Genomic DNA, 22,982 nt, shown 5'->3' on the forward strand with positions numbered 1-22,982 from the left:
TTAATAAATAGAACGATATGCCTCTGAACTATCATCATCTGCGTTATTTCTGGGCCGTGGCCCATGACGGAAACCTGACCCGCACGGCGGAACGGCTGAACCTGTCGCAATCGGCCCTCTCGGTGCAGATCAAGCAGCTCGAGGAACGGTTGGGCCATGACCTTTTTGAACGACGGGGCCGCCAGCTGCACCTGACCGAAGCGGGGCGGATCACGCTGGATCATGCCGACGCGATCTTTTCCACCGGGCAGGAACTTGTGGCCACGCTGGAAGGGGCGGGGCGCACGCGGCAGGCCCTGCGCGTGGGGGCGCTGGCTACGCTGTCACGGAACTTTCAACTGGGCTTTCTGCGCCCGATCCTGACCCGCCCGGATGTCGAAGTGATCCTGCGATCGGGCAGCCCCACGGAATTGCTCGAAGGGTTGGGCACGCTGAACCTGGATCTGGTGCTGATGAACCGCGAACCGCCCAGTGATGCGCTTGCGCCCTACGTGGTGCACCGCGTGGCCGAACAGGCGATCGGACTGGTCGGCACGCCGTCCCGGCTGGATGCGGATACCCCTTTGGCGACGCTCTTGCAGGAACAGCCCGTGATCCTGCCCACGCAGGAAAACTCGGTGCGCGCGGCCTTCGATGCCCTGACCACCCGTCTGGCGATCCGCCCTCAGATCGTGGCCGAGGTTGATGACATGGCCATGATGCGCCTTCTCGCGCGCGAAGATATCGGCTTGGCGCTGGTCCCGCCCATTGTTGTGCAGGACGAACTTGCCTCGGGCCGGCTGGTCGAAGCGAAAGAGCATCCCCAGATCAAAGAAACGTTTTACGCCGTTACCTTACAACGACGTTTCCCCAATCCGATCGTGAAGGATCTATTGGTGGCCAGCGCCCGGGTCTGATCAGGTTTTGCGCAACCAGAGCGATCCGTTCCAATGGTGCCACTGCCGCTTGTCAAAACCATCAAACCGGTCGAACACCTCTCGGTTCGACTTCAAAGCGGGCGCGGATTTCTTCACAAAGGCGTCCACGAAAAACAGGATATCGAAACTGTTTCCGTGCGTGAGCATCGTGTCGACGATATGCGCCTCGTTCCAGAAGCGCGGCTCACGAATACGCCAGCGACGTGGATACTCGAACGGATAGAAGATGTCGTGGATATGCACCACGACACCCGGCTTCAGTCGCGGCAAAAGATGCAGATAGATGTAATGCACATCGCTGGCCGTTTTCATGACATGAGAGGAGTCGATGAAAAGAATATCGCCCTTTTCCAGGGCGTCGAAACGTTCGGTCTCGACCGTCTGTATCAGGCTCTCGCAAAGCTCTGCATTTTCTGGCGGGTCCAAGTCTTTGACGCGAGACAGGTCCGGATCAATTGTGCAGAAATGTTCCAGCCGATTGTTTTCCAGGCGGTCGAACGTGTCGAACATGACCGCCGACGAAAACCCCGCGCCAATCTCTATGACCCGTTTGGGGCGCAGCCATCCAAGCATGCCGGACAACGTCGCGGCGTCGATGTATTCAAAGAAACGGTTGTCGCCGAAATATCGAAAGCCCTTAGTCCGCTGAAATGGAAAATTGACGATGTGTGGGGCGATCTTGGACCACGTCCTGCGCATCGCAGGCAGATCCAGCATGGCGTCCACCCGCTCGGCCTGGGCTGCGAACAGGGACGACCCCTGGTAAGCACGCATCTGGTTCGGTGTGTAAAGCGGGCTGTAATAGTGCCCGGGCGTCGAATAGGGGGACCCCGTCCCCGCGTCCTGTTTCATGTGCCCCGCCTCCGCCGTTTGTCGTTTTTCGCACTGTGGGGAAAACTTGGATCAAACCAAAGAGCAGAGTGCCGGCGGACCGAATTTCAGTTCATGTTGTGGCTTACGCGCAAACGGTGCGATCTCAGAGATCTTGGCTCAGGCGCTCGAAACGCCGCATGGCCGCTTTCGCCCCGGCCTCGCGCACCGGCCCATAGCCCCGGATCTCCGACGGCAAGTCCAGAATGTCGCGCCAGGTCTCTGCCGTTTCGGGCGTCCGTTCCGCCGCCGCACGCTCCAGCACGTCTTCGTACCAGCGCAGCAGCTCGCGATGCAGTTTGCCATCGGGGGTAAACCGGAACGGATCAAACGGCGTCGACCGCAGCCCCTTCAGGCGCGCAAGCACCGCCATTGCCTTGCCCATCCAAGGTCCGAAACTGCGCTTGCCGGGACGGCCGCGCGCATCCTTTGCCTTAGCAAGGAAGGGCGGGGCAAGGTGGTAGTGAACCTTGAAACCGCCCTCGAATTCCTGCGCAAGCTGATCGGAGAACCCCATCTGCGTCTGCAGCCGCGCGACCTCGTATTCATCCTTGAAGGCCATCAGTCTGAACAGGTTCTTTGCCACGCTGATCAACTGATCTTCAGGCAGGATCGGACGCAAAGCGTCCAGACGTGCAGTGTAATGCGCGGCATAGGACGCGTTCTGATACTCGGTCAGAAAGGCGGCGCGATGGGCGATGATCTCGTCCAGTGTCTTCGGAAGCGGGGTATCCGCGCGCAGATGCGCCTTCACCGCCTCAGGTTTTGCAGCCATCACCCGGCCCAGATCGAAGGCGGTTGTGTTCTTCTCGATCGCGACGCCGTTCAGCACGATGGCTTGTTTCAACGCCAGCTCACTGACGGGCACCAGCCCCTTCTGGAACGCAAAGCCCAGCATCATCACATTGGCGAATACGCTGTCGCCCAGCAGATCTTCGGCCAGCTTGTTGGCGTCGATGCCCCACAGGTTCTGCGCGCCGACCGCGCCAGCAATCACCGCCTCGCGCTCGTCCACCTTCAGCTGCGCGTCGCGGTGCAGCACCAGATCGCCCGTGGGCATTTCGGCCCGGTTCAGAGCCACCTGCGTGCCCGCCCGGTAATGTGCGCTGGCCTTGGGCGTGGAGGAGACGACGATATCGCACCCGATCACCGCATCCGCGCTACCCTGATCAATGCGCACCTGGTGCAGATCGCCAGGCTGTGCGGACAGGCGGATGTAACTCAGCACCGTGCCGAATTTCTGCGCAAAACCGGTGAAATCCAGAACGCTCGCGCCCTTGCCCTCAAGATGGGCTGCCATCGTGATCAGCGCGCCCACGGTGACAACTCCGGTGCCGCCCACGCCGGTCACCAGCAAATCAAAAGGCGCATCCAGCCGCGCAGGCATAGGCGCGGGGATGCCCGCCAGCAATGCCGCCACATCCAGCCCGGCACCGGTTTTTTTGCGCCGCGTGGCCCCTTCGACCGTCACGAATGACGGGCAGAACCCGTTCAGGCACGAGAAATCCTTGTTGCAGGAATTCAGGTTGATCTTGCGCTTGCGGCCCAGGGCGGTCTCTTTCGGCTCCACGCTCAGGCAGTTCGATTCCACCGAACAATCGCCGCAGCCTTCGCAGACCAGATCGTTGATCATCACGAATTTCGGCGGATCGTCCATCGTGCCCCGCTTGCGGCGGCGGCGCTTTTCGGTGGCGCAGGTCTGCTCATAGATCAGAACGGTCACACCGGGGATCTCGCGCAGCTCTCTCTGGATCACGTCCAGCCGCGACCGGTCGTCAAAGCTGGTGCCTGCGGGAAAGTCCGACCGGTCGAACTTGCCGATATCATCCGACACCAGCGCGATCCGCTCCACCCCTTCCGCGCGGCAGGTCTGGGCGATCGCGGCGACCGATACAGGGCCATCCACGGGTTGACCGCCTGTCATGGCGACCGCGTCATTATAAAGGATCTTGTAGGTGATGTTTGTCCCCGCCGCGACCGCCTGCCGGATCGCCAGAGAGCCCGAGTGATACCACGTCCCCTCTCCCAGGTTCTGAAACACATGCTTGCCGCCGTTGAATTTCGATGCGGCCACCCATGGCACGCCCTCGCCGCCCATCTGGGCGTATCCGGCAGTGTTGCGATCCATCCAGCTGGCCATCACATGGCAGCCGATGCCGGAATTGGCCTGCGACCCCTCCGGCACCTTTGTCGATGTGTTATGCGGGCAGCCCGAACAGAAGTAAGGTGTGCGGGTGGCCCCGCTGACATTCAGCACGGGCGGCGCGTCAGTGGTCAGGGCGCGCGCCTTTTCGGGCAGGTTTTCCCCGGGGAAGAACCGATGCAGCCGGTCGGCCACGATGGGCAGCAGCAGGCGCGGCGACAGCTCCCCTGTCCAGGGGATCAGCGGGTTGCCCTGGCTGTCATGCTTGCCCACCATGCGCTCGGGCTTCTCGCCGGGCCAGTCATAGAAATGTTCCTTGAACTGCGACTCAATGATGCCGCGCTTTTCCTCGACCACCAGCACCTCGCGCTTGCCCTTCACGAAACCCAGCGCATCGCGTCGCGCCAGTGGCCAGACCATCCCCACCTTATAGATGTCGATGCCCAGGCGCCGGCATTTCCCTTCGTCCAGCCCCAGAAGGCGCAGCGCCTCCATCAGGTCCAGATGGGCCTTGCCGGTGGTGACAAAGCCAAAGCTGGCCTCGGGGATGTCATAGATGCGCCGGTCAATCGGGTTGGCCTCGACAAAGGCGCGCACCGCCTCCAGCTTGTGACCGATCCGCGTTTCGATTTCGGGCGAGGGCAGGTCAGCACTGCGCACGTGCAACCCGCCCGGCGGCGGGGTGTAATCCGGCGTGACGAAATCCCGGTCGGGATGCAGTTCGACCGATCGCCCCGATTCCACCGTTTCCGAGATCGCCTTGAACCCGACCCAGGTGCCGGAAAACCGCGACAGCGCCAGCCCGTATTCGCCAAAACCCAGATATTCGTCGATGGAAGCGGGGTTCAGCGTCGGCATGAACCACGACATGAACGCCACATCCGACTGATGCGGCATGGAGGAACTGACGCAGCCATGATCGTCCCCCGCCACGACCAGCACGCCGCCTTTGGGCGCGCTGCCATAGGCGTTGCCATGTTTCAGCGCATCGCCCGACCGGTCCACGCCGGGGCCCTTGCCGTACCACATGGAAAAGACGCCCTCGTACTGGCAATGCGGATCCAGCACGGCCTGCTGAGCACCCAGCACGGCCGTCGCCCCCAGATCTTCGTTCACGGCCGGCATGAACTCGATCTGGTCCGCTTTCAGCCGCTCCCGCGCGCGCCACAGCTCCAGATCCAGCCCGCCCAGCGGCGACCCGCGATAGCCCGAGATGAAGCCCGCCGTGTTCAGCCCCGCCGCCCGGTCGCGGCGGGCCTGATCGAACATGATGCGCGCCAGCGCCTGCGTGCCGGTCAGAAAGACCCGTCCGGACGTGCGGGCGTAACGATCGTCAAGTTGATAGGTGTCGAATTGCGGGGCGGGGTGGGTCACGGAAATGGATCCTTGGCACAGGCACGTTTCGCGGGAGTTTACCCCCGCGCATGTGAAAAGTTTTTCCAGATCTTGCGGAAAAGCGGCAAAATGTGGAAAATCCAACCATGAGAAATTGAAGAATGAAATGAACGACCGAAATGACGCCGCTTTCAGAAAAAGACCTGACCATCCTGGCCGAGCTTCAGAAAGACTGCCGCCTGCCCAATGCCGAACTGGCCGAGCGTGTGGGAATGTCGGCCTCGGCGTGCTGGCGCAGGGTCCGCGCGCTTGAGGAGGCAGGAGTGATCGAACGCTATGCCGCGCAGGTCAATCCCCGGAAGATTGGACTTGAATTCCACGCACTGGTCCATGTGCAACTGACCCGTCATGCGCCCGACAAGATCGTGGATTTCATCCGTGCGGTCGAAGCCAGCCCAGAGGTGGAGGAATGCTATGCCACCACCGGGCAGGCGGATTACCATTTGCGCGTGCTCACCCGTGACATCGATGCCTATAACCGGTTTCTGGAAAGCTTCCTGTTTCGACTGCCCGCAGTATCCAGCGCGCAAACGAATGTGGTGCTGCGCACGATCAAAGGCTGAACTGCCGCAACGGCATCCGGAACGGGGCCACGCGCGGAGCCTGCGCACTAATCCGAGAATCCTTTGAAATATTAAAGAAATCCGTTAACGTCGTGAAAAGTAATTTAATTTAAGAGATCAATCTGGCGATGGGGATCAGGATGAGGGCAATTTTCGTGTCATTGGCGGCGGTCGGTTTTGCGTTGTCTTTTGTTGGACCCGTTCAAGCTGAGTCTATCCGCGATGCGGTGCGCCACGCGGTGACGACGAACCCGCTGGTTCAGGCGCGCGATGCCAATATGAAAGCTAGCGCCTATGAGCTGTTGCGCCTGCGCGGCGAATACTTGCCGCGCGTCGAAATCTTTGGCGATATCGGGCGGGAACGTGTGGATGATCCTACAAGTTTGGAAGTCGCTACGGAAAATGATGTGACTAAGACCCGCCGCCAGATCGGTGTGCGGGCCAGTTATGTCCTGTTTGACGGGTTCCGCCGGGCCAATCTGGTCTATGCCAATGCCGCTCGGGTCGATGCCAGTATATTTAGCCTGCTGGATGCGTCGGAAACGATGGCCCTGAACGCGGCAGAGGCGTACATTGACGTTTACCGCCACCAGGCCCTTCTGGAAGTGGCGCGGCGCAATGTCCGCAAACATATTTCCATCGGTCAACAGGTGCGTGACCTCGTCGAAGCGGGCCGTCTACCGTTCAGCGACGAACTGACGATTGATGACCGCATCGCGGCCGCGCGCCTGGTCGAACTGGATGTCCAACGCTCTCTCAGGGATGCGCATGCGCGCTATGTCCGGGTGATCGGTCGGGCACCGTCGGGCAACATGTCCCTGACCAATGTCAAACTGCCCCGCAGCGAACAGGCGCTGCGCGAGGCCGCGTTGACCAACAGCTACCGGCTGAAGGGGGCGCAGGCCCGTCTGGATCAGACCACTTATCAGCAAGGGATCAGCCAGGCGGATCGCTATCCGCAACTGACCCTCGACGTGGGCGCGTCGCGTGGTGAGAACCGGAACGGCAATTTCAACACCCGCAACGATCAGTTCGCCGGCATCTCGATGAGCTGGACGCTCTACAAAGGTGGGCGCAACGACGAACGGCGCGCCTTTGCCCAACGCAGTTACGAGGCCGCCTTCCAGCGTGACGCCGCCGCGCGCGATGTGATCGACCTCTCAAGCCGCTCCTGGACCAGTCTTCAGACCAATGACGAACGCGCGCGCCGCCTGCGCCAGCAACTGGGTATCAACCGCTCGCTCGTCGATGTGTACCGGGAAGAGTTCGACGCGGCCAAGCGCACCCTTTTGGACCTGCTTGAGATTGAACGCTCGCGCTTCAATGTTGAGTTCGAAAAGGTCAGCGCCGATGCCAGCCTGGCCTTCAGCAAATACCGGGTTCTGGCCACGCAAAGCCGTCTTGCGGAACATTTCGGTCTGAAACCGGCCGATATCGCGCTTGAGCCCACCTTCCAGCGCCGCGCACTGGCGTCGCCCACATCGGTCTTCAACACCGTGATCGAGCCGCTGGAATGACCTCAGCCCCCGATAACACCGCCAAGGTGGTATCCATCGGGACCAGTGATTTTTCAGAGACCCGTGCAGGTGACACACGCCTTGCCGTCGTGGAGTGGTTCGCCCGCGAGAAATCCCAGACCTTCAACGCAGCCGCCGTCGCAGGCCGCCTGCCACATGGCACCGACCTGACCAAACCCGAAGGGCTTGCGCGCGCGCTTGAGGTAATCTCGCTCCGCTCGCGCTTTGTGCTGAAGGATGTCCGCCGGCTCGATCCGGTGGTGTTCCCTTGTGTCGTGTTCCAGAAAGACGGCCCGCCCCTGGTCGTGACCGGCATCGAACGAAAGATGGCCACCGTGGTTGACCCCGCGGCAGCCGACATGCTGCGCGAGATCCGCCTGCGCGACCTGCGGCGCAGGATCAAACCCGGCGTCCTGCTGGTGACCGAGGCGGAAGACGCCGTGAACCGCCGGCTTGATCCCGCCAGCGCCCTGCCGCGCAACAGCCACTGGTTCTGGGGCGCGGTGCGCGCCAATTGGGGGGCGTGGTCGCAGATCGTGCTGGCGGCCTTCTGCATGAACGTGCTGGCGCTGGCGCTACCGCTGTTCGTGATGAACGTTTATGACCGGGTCATCCCGAACCTGGCTTTTGTCACGCTGTGGACGCTGGCGCTGGGCGTGGCGATTGCGCTGGCGCTGGATCTGATCCTCAGGTCCGCACGGGTCAGCATCATCGAACGGATCGGACGGCGCGTGGACCTCAAGGTCGCGTCATCGCTGTTTGCACAGGCGATGAATGTCAAACTTCTGACGCGACCCGGCGGGGCGGCGGGCATGGCCAACACGATCCGCGATTTCGACATCGTGCGGGACTTCTTCGCCTCGACCACCGTGGTGTCCCTGATCGATCTGCTGTTCATCGGGATCTTTCTGGGCGCGCTTTACATGATCGTCGGGCCCATCGCCCTGGTTCCGCTTCTGGCGGTGCCGTTGGTGATGATCTTGGCCTTTATCGCGCAGATCCCCATGGGCCGCGCCGCCGAACAGGCGCAGCGCATCGCCACCAAGCGCCACGTGGTTCTGGTGGAATCCCTTGTGGGCGTGGAATCGATCAAAAGCCTGAACGCCGAACCCGTGATGCAGCGCGAATGGGAAACCGCCGTTGCCGCCGCCGCGCGGGTGAATTCGCGCACCAAGACCTGGTCCAGCGTCGCCTCGCACGGTACGATGCTGATCCAGCAGGCGGTCAGCGTGATCATCATCGTCTGGGGCGTCTTCCTTGTCGCCGCCGGAGAGATCACCGTCGGTGGTCTGATCGCCGCCAATATCCTTGCCGGTCGGGTGCTGTCGCCGCTGGGCACCATCGCCCAGACGATCTTTCGCGCCCAGCATGCGGTCAAGGCGCTGAAAAACCTCGATGCATTCATGGACCTGCCCACCGAACGCGGCCCCACCGTCACCAGTGACTTGCGCGCCAGCGCGGGCCAGCTGGAGTTTCGCAAGGTCACCTTCACCTATCCCGGCACGCCGAACCCCGTTCTGTCCGAGCTCAGCTTTGCCATGAAACCTGGCGAAACCCTGGGCATTCTGGGCAAGGTCGGATCGGGCAAGACTACCATGGGCAAGATAGCCATCGGCCTGATCGAACCGCAATCGGGCCAGGTTCTGCTGGATGATATCGCGATCACCCAATACGACCCGGCCGAGCTGCGCCGCGCGGTCGGATACCTGCCGCAGCAGCCTGATCTGTTCACCGGCACCCTGCGCGAAAACCTGACCATCGGCGCCGCTGACGCCTGCGACGAGGCGATCCATAAAGCGCTCTATTACGCCGCGATGGACAGCTTCGTCTCTGCGCTCCCCGACGGTATCGAGACGTTTCTGGGCGAACAGGGCAACCGCCTGTCGGGCGGGCAGAAACAGGGCCTGGCGCTGGCGCGTATCTTGTTGCGCAGGCCAAAGCTGCTGTTTCTGGATGAACCCAGCAGCGCGATGGATCACCGGATGGAAGCGCTGGTCGCCGAACGCCTGAACGAGCTGTCGAAAACCGGCATGGGCATGATCCTGTGCACCCACCGCATGTCGCTGGCCAATATCGTGGGCCGGCTGATGGTCATCGATCAGGGCAAGGTTCTGATGGACGGCCCGCGCGCGGACGTGCTGGCCAAGCTTGCAAATAACGCACCCAAGGCGGATTAGGCGATGTTCGGCACCCGGATCGAGGATGGCTTTGCCAATGACCACGCCGCCACCACGCTGGTGGTCGAACGCTCAGGGCCGCGCTGGCTGTTCTGGCTGATCCTCGCGGGGCTGGCCGCTTTCGTCTATTGGGCTGCCACCTTCACGATCGAGGAATCTGCCCGCGCACTGGGCCGGGTGATCCCGTCGCAACAGGTCCAGACGGTGCAAAGCCTTGAAGGGGGTATCGTTTCGGCGATCGAAGTGGCCGAAGGCGATTTCGTCGAAGCTGGCAGCGTGCTGATGCAGATCGACGACACCCGCTTTGATTCCGAACGCGGCGAATTGCTGGAACGCGAAGCCGCCCTTCTGGCCGAAACCGCCCGGCTTGAAGCCGAAGCGCGCTTTGCCACGGATCTGCAGTTCCCCGAGGGGCTGGCCGAACGCACCCCGTTGGCCACCCAGGCCGAAATGCAGCTGTTCCTGTCGCGCCGCGAACAGCTCACGCGCGAATTGAACGTGCTTGATGACCAGCTTCTGCAAAGACGAAGCGAGCTGGAAGAACTTCTGGCCCTGCGCCAACGCACCCGCGACATCATCGCCCCCCTCCAGGAAGAAGCGGCGCTGACGGAAGACATGGTCGCCCGCAACCTCGTCCCTCGGATCGAGCTGTTGCGCCTGAAATCACGGCTGGCAGAACTGTCGGGCGATATCACCGTTTCCATCGCGTCGGAGGGGCGGCTGAAGGCCACAATCCGCGAGGCCGAAAACCAAATTGACGCCGCGCGGTCCTCTTACGTGCTCTCGGCGCGTCAGCGTCTGGCGCAGCTGCAGCTGGAGCTTGCCGTCGTGCAAGAAAGCCTGCGCGCCGCCGAAGATCGCGTCCGCCGTACGCAGTTGCGCGCGCCGGTCGAAGGCATTGTGAACGCGGTCGCAGTCAAGACCCTGGGCGCGGTGGTGCAATCGGGACAGCCGCTGATCGACATAGTGCCCATCGACGACAGCCTGCTGATCGAGGCCGATCTTGGCCCCCGCGATATCGGGTTCGTCCGTACCGGAGAGGCCGCTTCGGTCAAGATCACGGCCTATGATTACCTTCAATATGGAGCGCTTGAGGGGGAGGTCGTGCGCATCGGCGCTGACACCATCCAAGGCGCTGACGGGCAAGAGTTTTTCCGCGTCGTTGTACGCACCGACCGGTCCTTTCTGGGATCGGACGACAACCCGTTGCCCATCACGCCGGGCATGGTCGCTTCGGTCGATATCCAGACGGGGGAACGAACGGTGCTCAGCTATCTGACCAAGCCGATCCTGCGCGCCCAGTCCGAAGCGCTGCGCGAACGCTGATCTATTTCTTGGTCGACGAAAACACGCCGTCCCAGTCCGGCCCCGGCGGGTTGGCGCGCATATCGGCGATCCGGCTACGATACATGTCGATCAACATGTCCAGATCAAGGCCAAGCGCCTCTCCCAGCGGTTCCATATCGCTCAGAAACGCCTCTGCCGTGGCCCAGTCCTGCTCGCGATAGGCCACCTGCATCTGCGAGGCCACCCGGAACAGTTTCTGGAATTCGGGCTTTTCGCGCAGCGTCTCGTCGCCCACCAGCGCGAAGATGTTTTCCGGCAGCGCCTTGCCCACCACGCGGACCATGTCGATCTCGATCGCCGCCAGGGTGCCCATAACGAATTGCGCCGTGGAAAAGCCCAGGATGATCGGAAGCCCGTAATAGCGAGATTGCCCCTCAAGCCGCGAGGCCACGTTCACCGGATCGCCAAGCGCGGTGTAATCGAACCGGTTGTCACTGCCCATGTTACCCACGACGCAGGGGCCTGAATTGATGCCGATGCCCACGTTCAGCGGCATGTGTTCCACCCCGCGTTCGGCGGCTTCGGCCTTGCGGATCTCGTTCAATTCCTCGACCCGGCTGATCATTTTCAGCGCCGACCGGCAGGCTGCTTCGGGATGGTTTTCCAGATCCAGCGGCGCGTTCCAGAACGCCATCACCGCATCGCCCATGAATTTGTCGATCGTGCCCTGCGTCTCCAAAATGCCGTTCGACAAGGCCGTCAGAAACCGGTTCATCAGCGCGGTCAGCCCTTCGGGATCGTCCTTGAATTGCTCGGCAATCGCGGTAAAGCCCCGCACATCGCTGAACAGAAGCGTCAGCTCGCGCGTTTCGCCGCCCAGCGTCAGCGCCTCCTGATTGCGTGACAGCCGCTCCACCAGATCAGGCGAAACATATTGCCCGAAGGCGGTGCGGATTTCCCGCCTTTGCCGTTCTTCGCGCAAATAGTTCACCGTCGACATCAGCATGATGCCCCCCATGGTCGCCAGAACGGGAAAACTGGGGTCGACCAGCTGACGGTGCATCGCAAACTGGTAATAGGAAAATCCGGCATAGCCCACCAGCAATAGCACCGATCCCCCCACCAGAAGCCGTGCCGACAACGCAGGTGCCAGAATGATCACTAGAAGGCCCAGGATGAACGTCGCGAGCAGCTCGATCGCAATGGCGTAATTGGGACGATAGAGCAGCGAATTCGTCAGGATGTTTTCCAGAAGCTGGGCATGGATTTCCACCCCAGCCATGTTCACACCAAGGGGCGTTGCGCGGAAATCCTCAAGCCCGATGGCCGACGTGCCGACCAGCACCAGATGGCCCGCCAGCCGACCCTGTTGCATGGTGCCGTCCATCAGGTCGCTGGCCGACACGTAGCGAGCGCCGGACGACGGGGTCAGATAAGGCCAGACCGTCCCATCAGCCGCCGTGCGCACCAGCTGCCTTGCGACAACGACCCCTTCGATCCCCGCCTCGTTCGTGCGAATGGCAAACGGCGCGCCGCCGGTGGCCACCCGCAGCAATTCCGGCGCCAGACCCAGCCGGTATTTGCCCTGCACCGACATCACGATGGGAATGCGCCGATAGACCCCGTCAAACTCGGGCCGTACGCTGAACACCCCGTGACCCGCCGCGCTGGCCTCCAGCTCGGGCAAGTTCTGGACGATATCGGGGAACTTCTGGATATAGGGCATCGGGTCCGGTCCAATCAGGGCGTGGGCCACCTCGATCATCTCACGTTTGACGTCGCGGTTGCCGCGTTCGGTCCGGACACTGGTCTGACCCACAACAACCCGCGAGGCCGCGAAGGCCTGGGCCAGAAGCTGATCGTTGTCGGGCAGACCCTCCAGTTCGGACGACAAGAGAAGGGGCAGATTTGGGTTATCCTTCACGAACCGTGCGGGCGACAGCCGGTCGGGTTCGGCAAAAACCACGTCAAAGGCGATGGCCACCGCACCTGCTGCGGTCGCGGCATTGACCATATCGGCCACCCGGTTCCGCGGCCACGGCCATTGGCCCACGGTTTCAAGGCTTTTGTCGTCGATATCCAGGATGGCAACCGGCACCGGCACCATCTCGCGCGGCTTGATCTGCTGGAAGAAATCAAAGGTCGCAAATCGTAATGCCGCGACGGGTCCAGGATCCCCGATGCGGATCAAAAGCGCGAACAACATCCCGATAAAGGCGAAGACGCGAACCCATCCGACCCAACGGGAAAACCAGCTCCGCATCAGGAGACAGGGCCATAAGATATGTATGGCCGACTCGGTTCAGCCCTCAGTGATTCGAGCGATTCGAAAAACCAGATGCCGAGGAGAAATTCAGCGAATTTCCCGCATTGGTTGAGTGAAACGACGAGAAACCTCGCGATTCTGACGTGATTCTTGAGAAATATGGCCATTGTGTGGCATAATTTAGTGTATCTTATGTTCATTAGTCAGTGTGGTTTTACTGTATTCTGCATATTGCTTCATTTTCAAGGAGGGGGTTTATGTCCCTCGACCGTTTCGAAGACGCATTTGAAGATCTGGCACCTGTCATACTTCTGGAGCCTGAGGACGGGAGGCTGATCGTTCCTGACGCTTCGCTTCTCTTCGGGGCCGATTTCCAAAGGGCCGGTCACGATTTGCTCCTCGTGAATGAGGACGCCCCAACCATTCGGATCGAGGATTATTTCTTCTCCGACCCTCCAGCCTCGATTTTCTCTCCCAACGGCGCTCAATTGACTGGAGAGATCATTTCCCGTCTCGCAGGCCCCATTGCGCCGGGCCAGTATGCGCAAGTGGGCAGTGTCCGCGGCGGTGATCCAATTGGTCAGGTCGAAACGATTGACGGCGTGGCCACCGTACAGCGGTCAGATGGTACGGTTGAGACGCTCGACGTCGGAATGAAGATTTTCCAGAATGACGTGGTTGAAACCGATGCCGCGGGGAGCGTTGCTCTCACCTTCGTTGACGGCACGATCTTCACGCTTGCCTCCGGCACACGGATGGTCATCGACGAATTGATCTATGACCCGTCCTCTAATGACAATACCGCCTCGTTCAGCCTGGTGCAGGGCAGTTTCGTTTTCATCGCCGGGCAGGTCGCCAAAACGGGCGGCATGGACGTGAATACGCCCTCTGCCACGATGGGTATTCGTGGCACCACTGTTCTGGCGCGGATTGAAACCGTGAATGGGGCGATTACTACAGAAGTTACACTCGTGCGTGACGCAGATGGCGATCTGGGTCGCATCGAATTGCGTACACTCGACGGAACTTTGGTGCAACAGATCACAGTGACCGACACTCGCTGGGAGGTTACGACCGAAGATGGTGAGACATATTCGGTGGAGCGGAGCGCAGTTGATCCCAGTGACGATCAAGCACTTGTCGCCGATGCTTTCGGGGCTCTGCAATCGGCGATCAATCGGGTTGATGCAGGTCAAACTTTCGTCACGATGCCTTCTACCTCGAGTGGAGGTTCGGGTGGACCGGGTGGCGGCGAGGGATCATTCGGAACAGGTGATGTTGACCTGTTCGATGAGCCTATCATTATCGATGATACCGATCCATATGACGCCGAAGTAGATGCCGAGTTTCAGGGATTAGAGCCGGATGGAGAGCTGCCCGATTTACAAGCGGGCGATGTTGTCGTTGAGGGGCAGGAAGATGCCGGTGAAGATGGCGGGATCGACGGCGTTGTCGATGTCGGTATCGTCGGTGGGCTGACCTACGAGATCATCGCTGGTCCAAGCAACGGCATGGCCACGATCGAAAACGATGGTAGTTTCAATTATGTACCAAACGAGAACTTCAACGGGATTGACAGTTTTACGTACCTTGTCACCGACGAGACCGGTGAACAGGCCACCGGGACGGTCTTTGTCCAGGTGGCTGCGGTCAATGACCCTCCCGAGTTACCAGATACAAACACGAGCGCAGAGGAGGACGGCGTTCTAGTAGCGACACTAGTCGCGACGGATGTGGATGGCGACACGCTGACGTTCTCGTTGGTCAGTGGCCCGACCCATGGTCAAGTGACCTTGTTTGATGACGGCACTTATACATACATACCCAATGATGATTTCGAAGGGCAGGACAGCTTTGAGGTTCTAGTCGATGACGGCAATGGCGAAACAGATACTGCCACCGTCTTCGTAACCGTCACGCCTATCAATGACGACCCGGTCATTGACGTGGAAACCAGCGACCTGTCGGCGGATGTTTCCGAGGGGACGGCGACTGCCACGGAGTTCACCGGCCAGATGGTCTCGGATGATTTGGATGTGGGCGACGGTGCGACCTGGAGCGTTGTGACCGAGGGCCCCGACCCGGTGCAGGGCACCTATGGCACCTTCACGATCTCGGCCTCGGGGGAATGGACCTACACACTCACGGAAAGCCTTGAAGGTCTGAATGCGCCCGAGGCCGAAGGTGGTGCTTCGGCGATCGAGACCTTCACGGTTCAGGTCTCTGACGGGAATGGCGGGGTCGACCAGCAGGTGATCACGATCAACCTGGTCGGCGACAATGACCTGCCTGTCTTTGACACCGAACTCAGCACCGATACCGGTGAGGTGACGGAAGATTCCGATGACATCGCCGCGACCGGCACGATGATCGCCACCGATGTCGACAGCGCCGATCCGGTCTGGAGCAACCTGACCGGTGGCGACACGATCCAGGGTACGTATGGCGCGCTGCAGATCCAGGCAAACGGCTCGTGGACCTATGAGCTGGATCCCGAACTGTCCGACAGTCTGGGCGATAGCGATGTGGAGACCGACAGCTTTACCGTGAGAGCCAGCGATGGCGACGGCGGAGAAATCCAGCGCACCATCCAGATCACCGTGAATGGATCGAATGATGCGCCGGTCATCACCTCCGGACCCGAGGCCGCGACGGGTTCGGTCACCGAAGATGATCAGGTGAACACAGCTTCAGGCCAGCTGACGGCCTTTGATGCCGAAAACAGTCCGCTCACCTGGGGCATGGTGGGCAGCATCGAAGGCACCTATGGCACGCTGACCATCGACGATGACGGCAACTGGCTATACACGCTTGACAACATTCAGGCCAACAGCCTCGGCGAGGGTGACAGTGACACCGATACCTTCACCGTCTTCGCCTCGGATGGCAGCCTGCAATCGGGCAACCAGCAGATCACGATTACGGTGAACGGTGCCAATGACGCACCCGAACTGCCCGAAGACAACGTCTTTGAAACCACACAGGCCACGGCGGTTACAGATACCATTCTGGCCACTGACCCCGATGGCGACACGCTGACCTATACCCTGGTCACCGGCGAAGGGTTCGACGCGGAAAACGGCACCGTGTCGCTGACCAGCGGCGGGTCTTTCACCTATACCCCCAATGAAGGCTTTGTGGGCTTCGACAGCTTCACCTACGAGGTCAGCGACGGGCTGGGCGGCGTGACCCAGGGCGAGGTGATCATCGCGGTTGAAACGGGTGAGGGCGGCGACAACAGCGTTGATGTGATCGTCAATTTCGATCCGGCAACGGATGCTCCGGCCGGTAGTGTCGTACTGGATGCCAATGAGGTCACGTCATCCGAGGTCAATCTAATCTTTGCGCTGGATGGGTCCGGCAGTATCTCCAATGACGACTGGAATGCGATGATCACGTCGATCGATGGGGCGCTTGACACACTGCAGACCCGGTTTGAAGGTTCAGAATTAACGGTTACCGTTGGATTTACCGTCTTTTCCAGCGATGCGACTGAGGTTGTGTCTTTTGACCTGTTCAACGCCACCGGCACTGCCGAAGATCCTCGCGACGGCTGGGCGGAGGAGCTGGAAGCTCTGCGCGACGAACAGCCCAGCAGCCTGACCAACTGGGGCGCCGCACTGGACAGCACCGATACCTATCTTGACGGAACGGATCCCAACGCGCAGAACTTCCTGTTCTTCATCACCGATGGTGTGCCGTCGGGCAATGACTCGGTCTGGCAGGTCGAGCGAGATGAGCTTCTGGCCAACCACAACATCGACATCGAAGCCTTTGGGCTTGGTCCTGCCTTTGATAGCACCAGCGGCAATCCCTCTGCCAATGCGGTCGAAAGCCTGAACGGGCTGGACAGCGACGGTGCCTATACCGCGCTCTCAGGCCCTGAGGATTTGGAGCAGGCGTTGATCACGACCCCAGCTTTCAACCCAACGCTTGTGTCTTTGTCGGTGTCCTTGTCCGTCGAAGGTGGACCCTCGACCGTGGTTGCCACAGAAGACACCCGGGCCCTGGCCAAGGAGGGAATTGACTACGAATTGGCGCTGGCCGAGATCGAAGACCTCTCTGACGCTCTGGGAGTGGAAAACCGGTTTTCGGTTACAGCCACTTATGACCTGGATGGTGATGGCGTCGCGGATCTGACCGTTTTCGCTACAGAAGTCTTTGGTAAGTCTGAAACGGAGGTGACGATCCCCAATGCCACCGACAGCCCCGCGTCCGAGCTGACGGGCAGCGATCTTCTGTTCGGGAGCGATCTTGCCGATGATATCTCAAGTGGGTCGGGCAATGATCTGGTGATGGGCTATGACGGTGCGGACAGCCTGAATGCCGGCACCGGGATCGATACAGTGCTTGCAGGGGCAGGCGACGATCTGCTGACTATGGAAGATGCTGGAGTGACCCGTCTGCCCGAAGACGGCGGCGACGGGGATTTGATGGATGGTGGCACGGGCCAGGATACGCTGGTCTTCGATTTCACCAACGACATTCTGACCAACCTGCTGGACGATGTGACGATCCGCGACATCGAAACACTGGATATGGATAACGGCTTGCAGAACTCCATGATGCTGACGCTAAGCGATGTAGTCGATTTGTCGACGGACTCGAACGCGCTGCTTGATGGGCAGGGCGTGGGAGCCGTGTCGGACAGCGCATTGATCCTGGGTGACACTCAGGATGTCCTGTTCCTGGAAGACGGCGCAGACGGAAATTGGGTGCTGGCTTCACAGGATGAAGATATCGGTGGAGGTCAGTTGGTGGATATATGGCAATACCAAAGCAACACTGATCCGGTCGGCGTATTTTCGGCAACATTGGGTGTTGATGCAGAAATCGAAGTGAACCCGCCCGTCGCTTAAGAAGATCTCGTGCCGCTATCTTGCCGCAAAGACCAGCCATGCCCAGATCATGGCAACATAAGTCATCTGGTGTAGGAACTGGTCAAAGCCTGCGGCACGCCAGAAACCTGCGTCGGCGGGCCCATGGCCTTTGGTGGCGGTATAGGCTGCTTTGGCCCAGTCGATGTGGAAGTGCACCACCCATTCTAGCAAGATCAGCACCAGGATCACTCCTATCGGCGCGCCAACAATCAGAAGGCAGATCAGCGATCCGACCGCGTGCACCAACGCGTGCTGCGCACGACCCATATGAAAATAGGTCCCGCGCCCTTCCAGCATCCTAGAAGTCTGGAGGAAGTAATCCGAAAACATATGCTTGATTTGAAGCAGGGAAAGCAGGATCAGAATCTGTAACGCCAGCTCGGTCACGTGGTTAACATCCTTTACGACACGCCGGCCGATACGTTGAGTGTAATGCCGAATATTTGGGCAAAAGCAATTGATTGCAAGAGCCTAAGACGTTTACCTTGGGTCCCATGTGCTTGAAGCTGGAATAAGCAACACGCGGCAACCGCTTTGCGGCAGATTGGAACAAGGCCATAGAACGCACACTTTTCAAATTCATTTGGAAATACTCCAAGCGCGACCAACTGGTTCTTTTGGCCGTGACAACCTGCTTGTTCCCGCTTCTGTATCTGACGCTGGAATTGCCCAAGCGGATCATCAACGACGCCATAGGTGCGGGATCCTCCCCGGTGCAGTTCATGGGCTATTCCGTCGAACAGGTGGTCTTGCTCAGTATCCTCTGCGGGGCCTTTCTGCTGTCGGTTCTGGCCCACGGCCTTCTGAAGATGCGCATCAACACGATGAAGGGCATTCTGTCGGAACGCATGCTGCGGCGGTTCCGCTATACACTGATTGCGCGCGTCACGCGGTTCCCGCAGCCCTATTTCGAACGCACCAGCCAGGGCGAGCTTGTCTCGATGATCACGTCCGAGGCCGAACCGATGGGCGGTCTGATGGGCGACGCGATCAGCCAGCCGGTGCTGCAGGCGGGCCAGATGCTGACGATCCTCAGCTTCCTGTTCCTGCAATCCTTCTGGTTCGGGCTGGCCGCCATTGCGCTGATCCCGCTGCAGGCCTGGCTGATCCCGATGCTGCAGCGCCAGATCAACCAGCTGAACAAAAAGCGCATTGTGCAGGTCCGCGCCTTTGCCGCCGAAATCGGGGAAACGGCCCAGGGCGCCTCGACCCTGCGGGCCAATGGCGGCTGGCGTTTCCGGCTGTCGATGATCACCGACCGGCTGGCGCGGCTGTTCACGATCCGGTTCGAGATCTACCAGAAGAAATTCTTCATGAAGTTCCTCAACAACTTCATCAACCAGCTCACGCCCTTCTTCTTTTATCTGGTGGGCGGTCTTCTGGTGATCCAGGGAGAGATTACCGTGGGCGCGCTGGTCGCGGCGCTGGCGGCCTACAAGGATATCGCCAGCCCCTGGAAAGAGCTTCTGGCCTATTACAACCAGGTGCAGGACATGTCCCTGCGCTGGGAGATCATCACCGAACGCTTTGCCCCCGAAGGCATGACGGACGAGGCGCTGTTCACCGGCCAGCCCGAGGGCGAACCCGATCTGAAAGGCCCGATCACGCTGAAACATGTCAATGTGCGCGATGCCGATGGCAACAGCGTGCTGGAAGACCTCAATGTGACCCTGAACGAGGGCGCGATGATCGGCGTCACGGCCCCCAGCGAAGAGGACCGCCGCGCCTTTTCAGAAGTGCTGGTGCGCGAGGTGCAGCCTGCGGGCGGCAGCGTGACCATTGCCGACCAGCCGCTGGCGGGGCTGCATCAGGCAGTTGTGGCGCGCCAGATCGGCCATGCCTCGGCCCGGCCCGTTCTGTTTCAGGGCACTTTCCTGGAAAACGTGCTGATGCCGCTGAAGTACCAGCCCCTGTCGAAAGAGGGGATGGAGGCCGCGATCCTCGATGCCGAACGTTCGGGAAACAGCGGCGATCCGCTTCTGGCAGATTGGCTGGACCCGTCGCTTGCCGGGCTTGAAGACGAAGCCGCGCTGCGTGGCTGGATGCTGAAACTGGTCGACGCACTTGGCAGCGCGCCCACCTTCTTCCGCAGGGGCCTTGATATGCGCGCCGACGCGGTTCAGACGCCCGAGTTGACCCAGGCCATCATCGACGCCCGCACCAGCCTGAAGGAAGAGCTGCGCGCCACCGGGCTTGACCGCGCGGTGCATTGGCTGAACCCCGTGGCCTATAACCCCGCGCTGCCCGTGGGCGACAACCTGCTTTATGCCTCCCCGCTCAAACCCATCACGCAAGAGGCGCTGGCGCAGGAAACCGAATTCCTTGCCTTCCTGCGCGAACAGAAGATCGACGCGGGCCTGATCGCGCTCAGCCGCGATGTGATCGACATGCTGCGCCAGATCTTCGGCATGGACGGCACCGACCACCCGCTGTTTCACAAGCTGGGGCTTGAGGAAGGCACCTATGCCAAGGCGGCCGAATTGGTCAGCGCCCATGACGACAGCGGCGAACTCAGCGACGATGATCTGGCGCTTCTGATGACCATTCCCTTTGGCATTTCCGCCGAACAGATCGGCCCGGCCTTCCCCGAAGCCATGCAGGAGCAGATCCTGGAACTGCGCGCCACCCATGGCCAGGACATGCGCGAAAAGCTGAAAAGCCTTTACGTGCCGCTTTCCAGCAGCGCCTGGGCTCCGGGGATGAGCGTTCTGGAAAACGCGCTTTACGGGAAAGTGTCGGATACCGCCGGCGCCCGCGCGGACGAGGTGCGCCGCAAAGCCGCCGAATATCTGGAACGCGCCGGTCTGCGCGATCTGGTGGTGGCGCTGGTCTTTGACTGCCCGGTTCCTCTGGGCGGTGCCAACATGCCCTCGATTCTGGCCGAACCGCTGGCGGTGATGCGCGCCGCGATCAAGCGACCCAATGTGCTGGTTCTGGACAACGTGCTGGCCAGCCGCGAACGCGACGAGCGGCAGGAAGCCTATGAGAAACTGCACGAGCTTCTGCCCGGCACCACCATGGTTGTTCTGTCCGACAGCTTTCCCGCCGGTGCCGTCTTTGAACAGCAGCTTGACCTGCAACAGGGCCGGCTTGTCGCCCATGGCGAAACCGTGGCCGCCGAACAGGATGGCGCGGCCAGCGCGGACCTCACGCGCAAGCTGCGCGCGCTGGAACAGACGCATCTCTTTTCCGGTCTGGGCCGCCGCCAGCTGCGCCTGCTGGCCTTCGGCGCGCGCTGGTATGACGCGCAGGCGGGCGAATATGTCTTCTACAAGGGCGACCCGCCGATTGACGGGGCCTATATGGTCATCGAAGGCGAAGCGGGGCTTTATCTTCCCAAGGACGGCGAAGACGATCAGCTGATCACCACCGTGGGTCCCGGCACGCTGGTGGGTGAACTGGGACTGATCCGCAACGTGCCGCGCGCGCTGGACATGAAGGCCGAAACCGATTTGAGATGCCTGCGCATCGGGGCCGAGGAATTCCTCGCCGTTGTGGAAAATGACGCCCAGACGGCCTTCAAGCTGTTGCAGGTCGTGGCGGGCTATGTCTCGAACTGATCACTGCGCAAGAGGACAGGAATGAAGCTGAAGAGAGTTGCCAGGGGCGACGCCATCCGCAACGCTGCCGAGGATCCGTCAGGGACCTGGCGCGACGTGACCGACGTGACCGGCGATCTCAGCGCCAAATGTCTGGCCAACGACGGGTTGGCCGCGCTGCATGGGGCCGACCTGACCGCGCTGCCGGAACTGGGCGCCTATGACCGGCTGCTGCCTTGTGTGGGCAGCGTGGGCAAATTCATGTGCATCGGCCTGAATTACTCTGACCACGCGGAAGAGGCGGGCATGGCCATCCCCGACCATCCGATCCTGTTTCTGAAAGCCAATTCCGCCATTGCGGGGGCGCAGGACGATCTGCTGATGCCGCGCGGATCCAAAGCGCTGGATTGGGAGGTCGAACTGGGCGTGATCATCGGCAAGCCTGCGAAATACGTGGACGAAGCGCGGGCACTGGACCACGTGGCGGGCTATTGCGTGGTCAATGACGTGTCCGAACGCGATTTTCAGCTGCACCTGACCGGCCAGTGGACCAAGGGCAAATCCTGCGACACGTTCGGCCCCATCGGCCCGTGGTTCGTGACCGCCGACGCGGTGCCCGATCCGCAGGCCCTGTCGCTCTGGGCCGAGGTGAACGGGCAGCGGATGCAGGCGGGCCACAGCTCGACCATGATCTTTACCGTGGCCCAGATCATCGCGCATCTGTCGCAACTGATGACGCTGCATCCCGGCGATGTGATCGCCACGGGTACACCTCCGGGTGTGGGCATGGGGATGAAACCGCCGCGATACCTCAAGCCGGGCGATGAGGTGAAGGCCGGGATCGAAGGTCTGGGCGAACAGGTCCAGCGCGTTATCGAAGATCAGAGCTGATCGGGGCAGGGCATGTTGGGTCTCAGACGGGTTCTATTGGCAGCAGCGCTGGGCGTGTCGGCCTGCAGCGGTGTCACCACCATTCACAACCCTGCGGCAGATACCGTCTGGCCCCCTCAGGAAAAGTCCGCGCCTTATAGTCAGGGCACGAAAACCACCGCGCGCAAGAATATCGCGATCTTCTTTGATGGCACGGGCAATGATTTCAACGCGGCGACCAATGTGGGCCGTCTGTATCAGTTGACGATCAACTAGAACCGCGACGACATCGCGGCCTTTTACTCCTCGGGCGTGGGGGTTGATCGCGAGGTGCCTGTCGGGCTCGCCACTGGCCTTGGCTTTCGCGAGGATGTGCAGAATGCCTATCGCTTTCTGTCCGAAAACTATGCGGGCAGCCATGACCAGATCCATCTTTACGGCTATTCGTGCGGGGTGTTTGCCGTCCGTGCTCTGGGGGGGGGCGTGCATACGGTGGGGCTTGTGGATCTTCCCGATGACTATGACGCCGATCGCCGCGATTAGATCATTCACGAGCTC

Annotated in this window: 14 protein-coding genes; 10 read left to right on the forward strand and 4 right to left on the reverse strand. The window is 60.8% G+C overall.

From position 1 onward, the window contains the following. Nucleotides 1-17 precede the first annotated feature (17 nt). Nucleotides 18-896, forward strand: coding sequence for a LysR family transcriptional regulator (locus tag TR61_RS03470; protein ID WP_050928173.1), 879 nt, complete (start codon nucleotides 18-20; stop codon nucleotides 894-896). On the opposite strand, the gene TR61_RS03475 is transcribed toward TR61_RS03470, so the two are convergent. Both TR61_RS03475 and TR61_RS03480 read right to left on the reverse strand, forming a co-directional pair. Further along, the gene (locus TR61_RS03475; protein WP_050928174.1) at nucleotides 897-1,769 is read right to left on the reverse strand and encodes a class I SAM-dependent methyltransferase; all 873 of its coding nucleotides are present in this window, start codon (nucleotides 1,767-1,769) and stop codon (nucleotides 897-899) included. It lies immediately after the preceding gene. Between the two features lie 124 nt (nucleotides 1,770-1,893). Next, a complete protein-coding gene (locus TR61_RS03480; protein ID WP_050928243.1) occupies nucleotides 1,894-5,304 on the reverse strand; it encodes an indolepyruvate ferredoxin oxidoreductase family protein in 3,411 nt (1,136 codons plus the stop codon). A gap of 140 nt (nucleotides 5,305-5,444) precedes the next feature. Here TR61_RS03480 and TR61_RS03485 point away from each other — a divergent pair, with 140 nt between their 5' ends. The 4 genes from TR61_RS03485 (at nucleotide 5,445) to TR61_RS03500 (ending at nucleotide 10,908) form a co-directional block, all read left to right on the forward strand. After that, nucleotides 5,445-5,888: an Lrp/AsnC family transcriptional regulator gene (locus tag TR61_RS03485; protein ID WP_050928175.1), complete on the forward strand. Its 444-nt coding sequence runs from the start codon at nucleotides 5,445-5,447 to the stop codon at nucleotides 5,886-5,888. 140 nt (nucleotides 5,889-6,028) lie between these two features. After that, a complete protein-coding gene (locus TR61_RS03490; protein ID WP_172676927.1) occupies nucleotides 6,029-7,405 on the forward strand; it encodes a TolC family protein in 1,377 nt (458 codons plus the stop codon). Beyond that, entirely contained in the window at nucleotides 7,402-9,582 is a 2,181-nt protein-coding gene (locus TR61_RS03495; protein WP_050928177.1) for a type I secretion system permease/ATPase, read from the forward strand. The genes TR61_RS03490 and TR61_RS03495 overlap by 4 nt, the downstream gene beginning before the upstream one ends. 3 nt (nucleotides 9,583-9,585) lie before the next feature. Next, nucleotides 9,586-10,908 carry an HlyD family type I secretion periplasmic adaptor subunit gene (locus TR61_RS03500; RefSeq protein WP_050928178.1) on the forward strand — a complete coding sequence of 441 codons (1,323 nt, stop codon included), beginning with the start codon at nucleotides 9,586-9,588 and terminating at the stop codon, nucleotides 10,906-10,908. Nucleotide 10,909: 1 nt separating this feature from the next. On the opposite strand, the gene TR61_RS03505 is transcribed toward TR61_RS03500, so the two are convergent. Continuing rightward, the gene (locus TR61_RS03505; protein WP_050928179.1) at nucleotides 10,910-13,075 is read right to left on the reverse strand and encodes a CHASE2 domain-containing protein; all 2,166 of its coding nucleotides are present in this window, start codon (nucleotides 13,073-13,075) and stop codon (nucleotides 10,910-10,912) included. Between the two features lie 317 nt (nucleotides 13,076-13,392). Between TR61_RS03505 and TR61_RS03510 the strand changes: the two genes are divergently transcribed. Next, nucleotides 13,393-17,994: an Ig-like domain-containing protein gene (locus tag TR61_RS03510; protein ID WP_050928180.1), complete on the forward strand. Its 4,602-nt coding sequence runs from the start codon at nucleotides 13,393-13,395 to the stop codon at nucleotides 17,992-17,994. Between the two features lie 15 nt (nucleotides 17,995-18,009). Here TR61_RS03510 and TR61_RS03515 read toward each other — a convergent pair whose 3' ends face one another. Then, nucleotides 18,010-18,402 carry a DUF3307 domain-containing protein gene (locus TR61_RS03515; RefSeq protein WP_082181829.1) on the reverse strand — a complete coding sequence of 131 codons (393 nt, stop codon included), beginning with the start codon at nucleotides 18,400-18,402 and terminating at the stop codon, nucleotides 18,010-18,012. 194 nt (nucleotides 18,403-18,596) lie between these two features. Here TR61_RS03515 and TR61_RS03520 point away from each other — a divergent pair, with 194 nt between their 5' ends. The 4 genes from TR61_RS03520 to TR61_RS03535 are packed head-to-tail and all read left to right on the forward strand — an operon-like array spanning nucleotide 18,597 to nucleotide 22,967. Next, a complete protein-coding gene (locus tag TR61_RS03520) occupies nucleotides 18,597-21,575 on the forward strand; it encodes an ABC transporter transmembrane domain-containing protein (RefSeq protein ID WP_342669399.1) in 2,979 nt (992 codons plus the stop codon). Nucleotides 21,576-21,596: 21 nt separating this feature from the next. After that, entirely contained in the window at nucleotides 21,597-22,445 is an 849-nt protein-coding gene (locus TR61_RS03525; protein WP_050928182.1) for a fumarylacetoacetate hydrolase family protein, read from the forward strand. A gap of 12 nt (nucleotides 22,446-22,457) precedes the next feature. Continuing rightward, nucleotides 22,458-22,700, forward strand: coding sequence for a hypothetical protein (locus TR61_RS03530; protein WP_157440810.1), 243 nt, complete (start codon nucleotides 22,458-22,460; stop codon nucleotides 22,698-22,700). A gap of 12 nt (nucleotides 22,701-22,712) precedes the next feature. Beyond that, on the forward strand, nucleotides 22,713-22,967 hold the full coding sequence (locus tag TR61_RS03535) for a phospholipase effector Tle1 domain-containing protein (protein WP_082181830.1): 255 nt from the start codon (nucleotides 22,713-22,715) through the stop codon (nucleotides 22,965-22,967). Nucleotides 22,968-22,982: the final 15 nt, after the last annotated feature.

It is taken from the genome of Aestuariivita boseongensis (assembly GCF_001262635.1).
GTDB classification, from domain to species: domain Bacteria; phylum Pseudomonadota; class Alphaproteobacteria; order Rhodobacterales; family Rhodobacteraceae; genus Aestuariivita; species Aestuariivita boseongensis.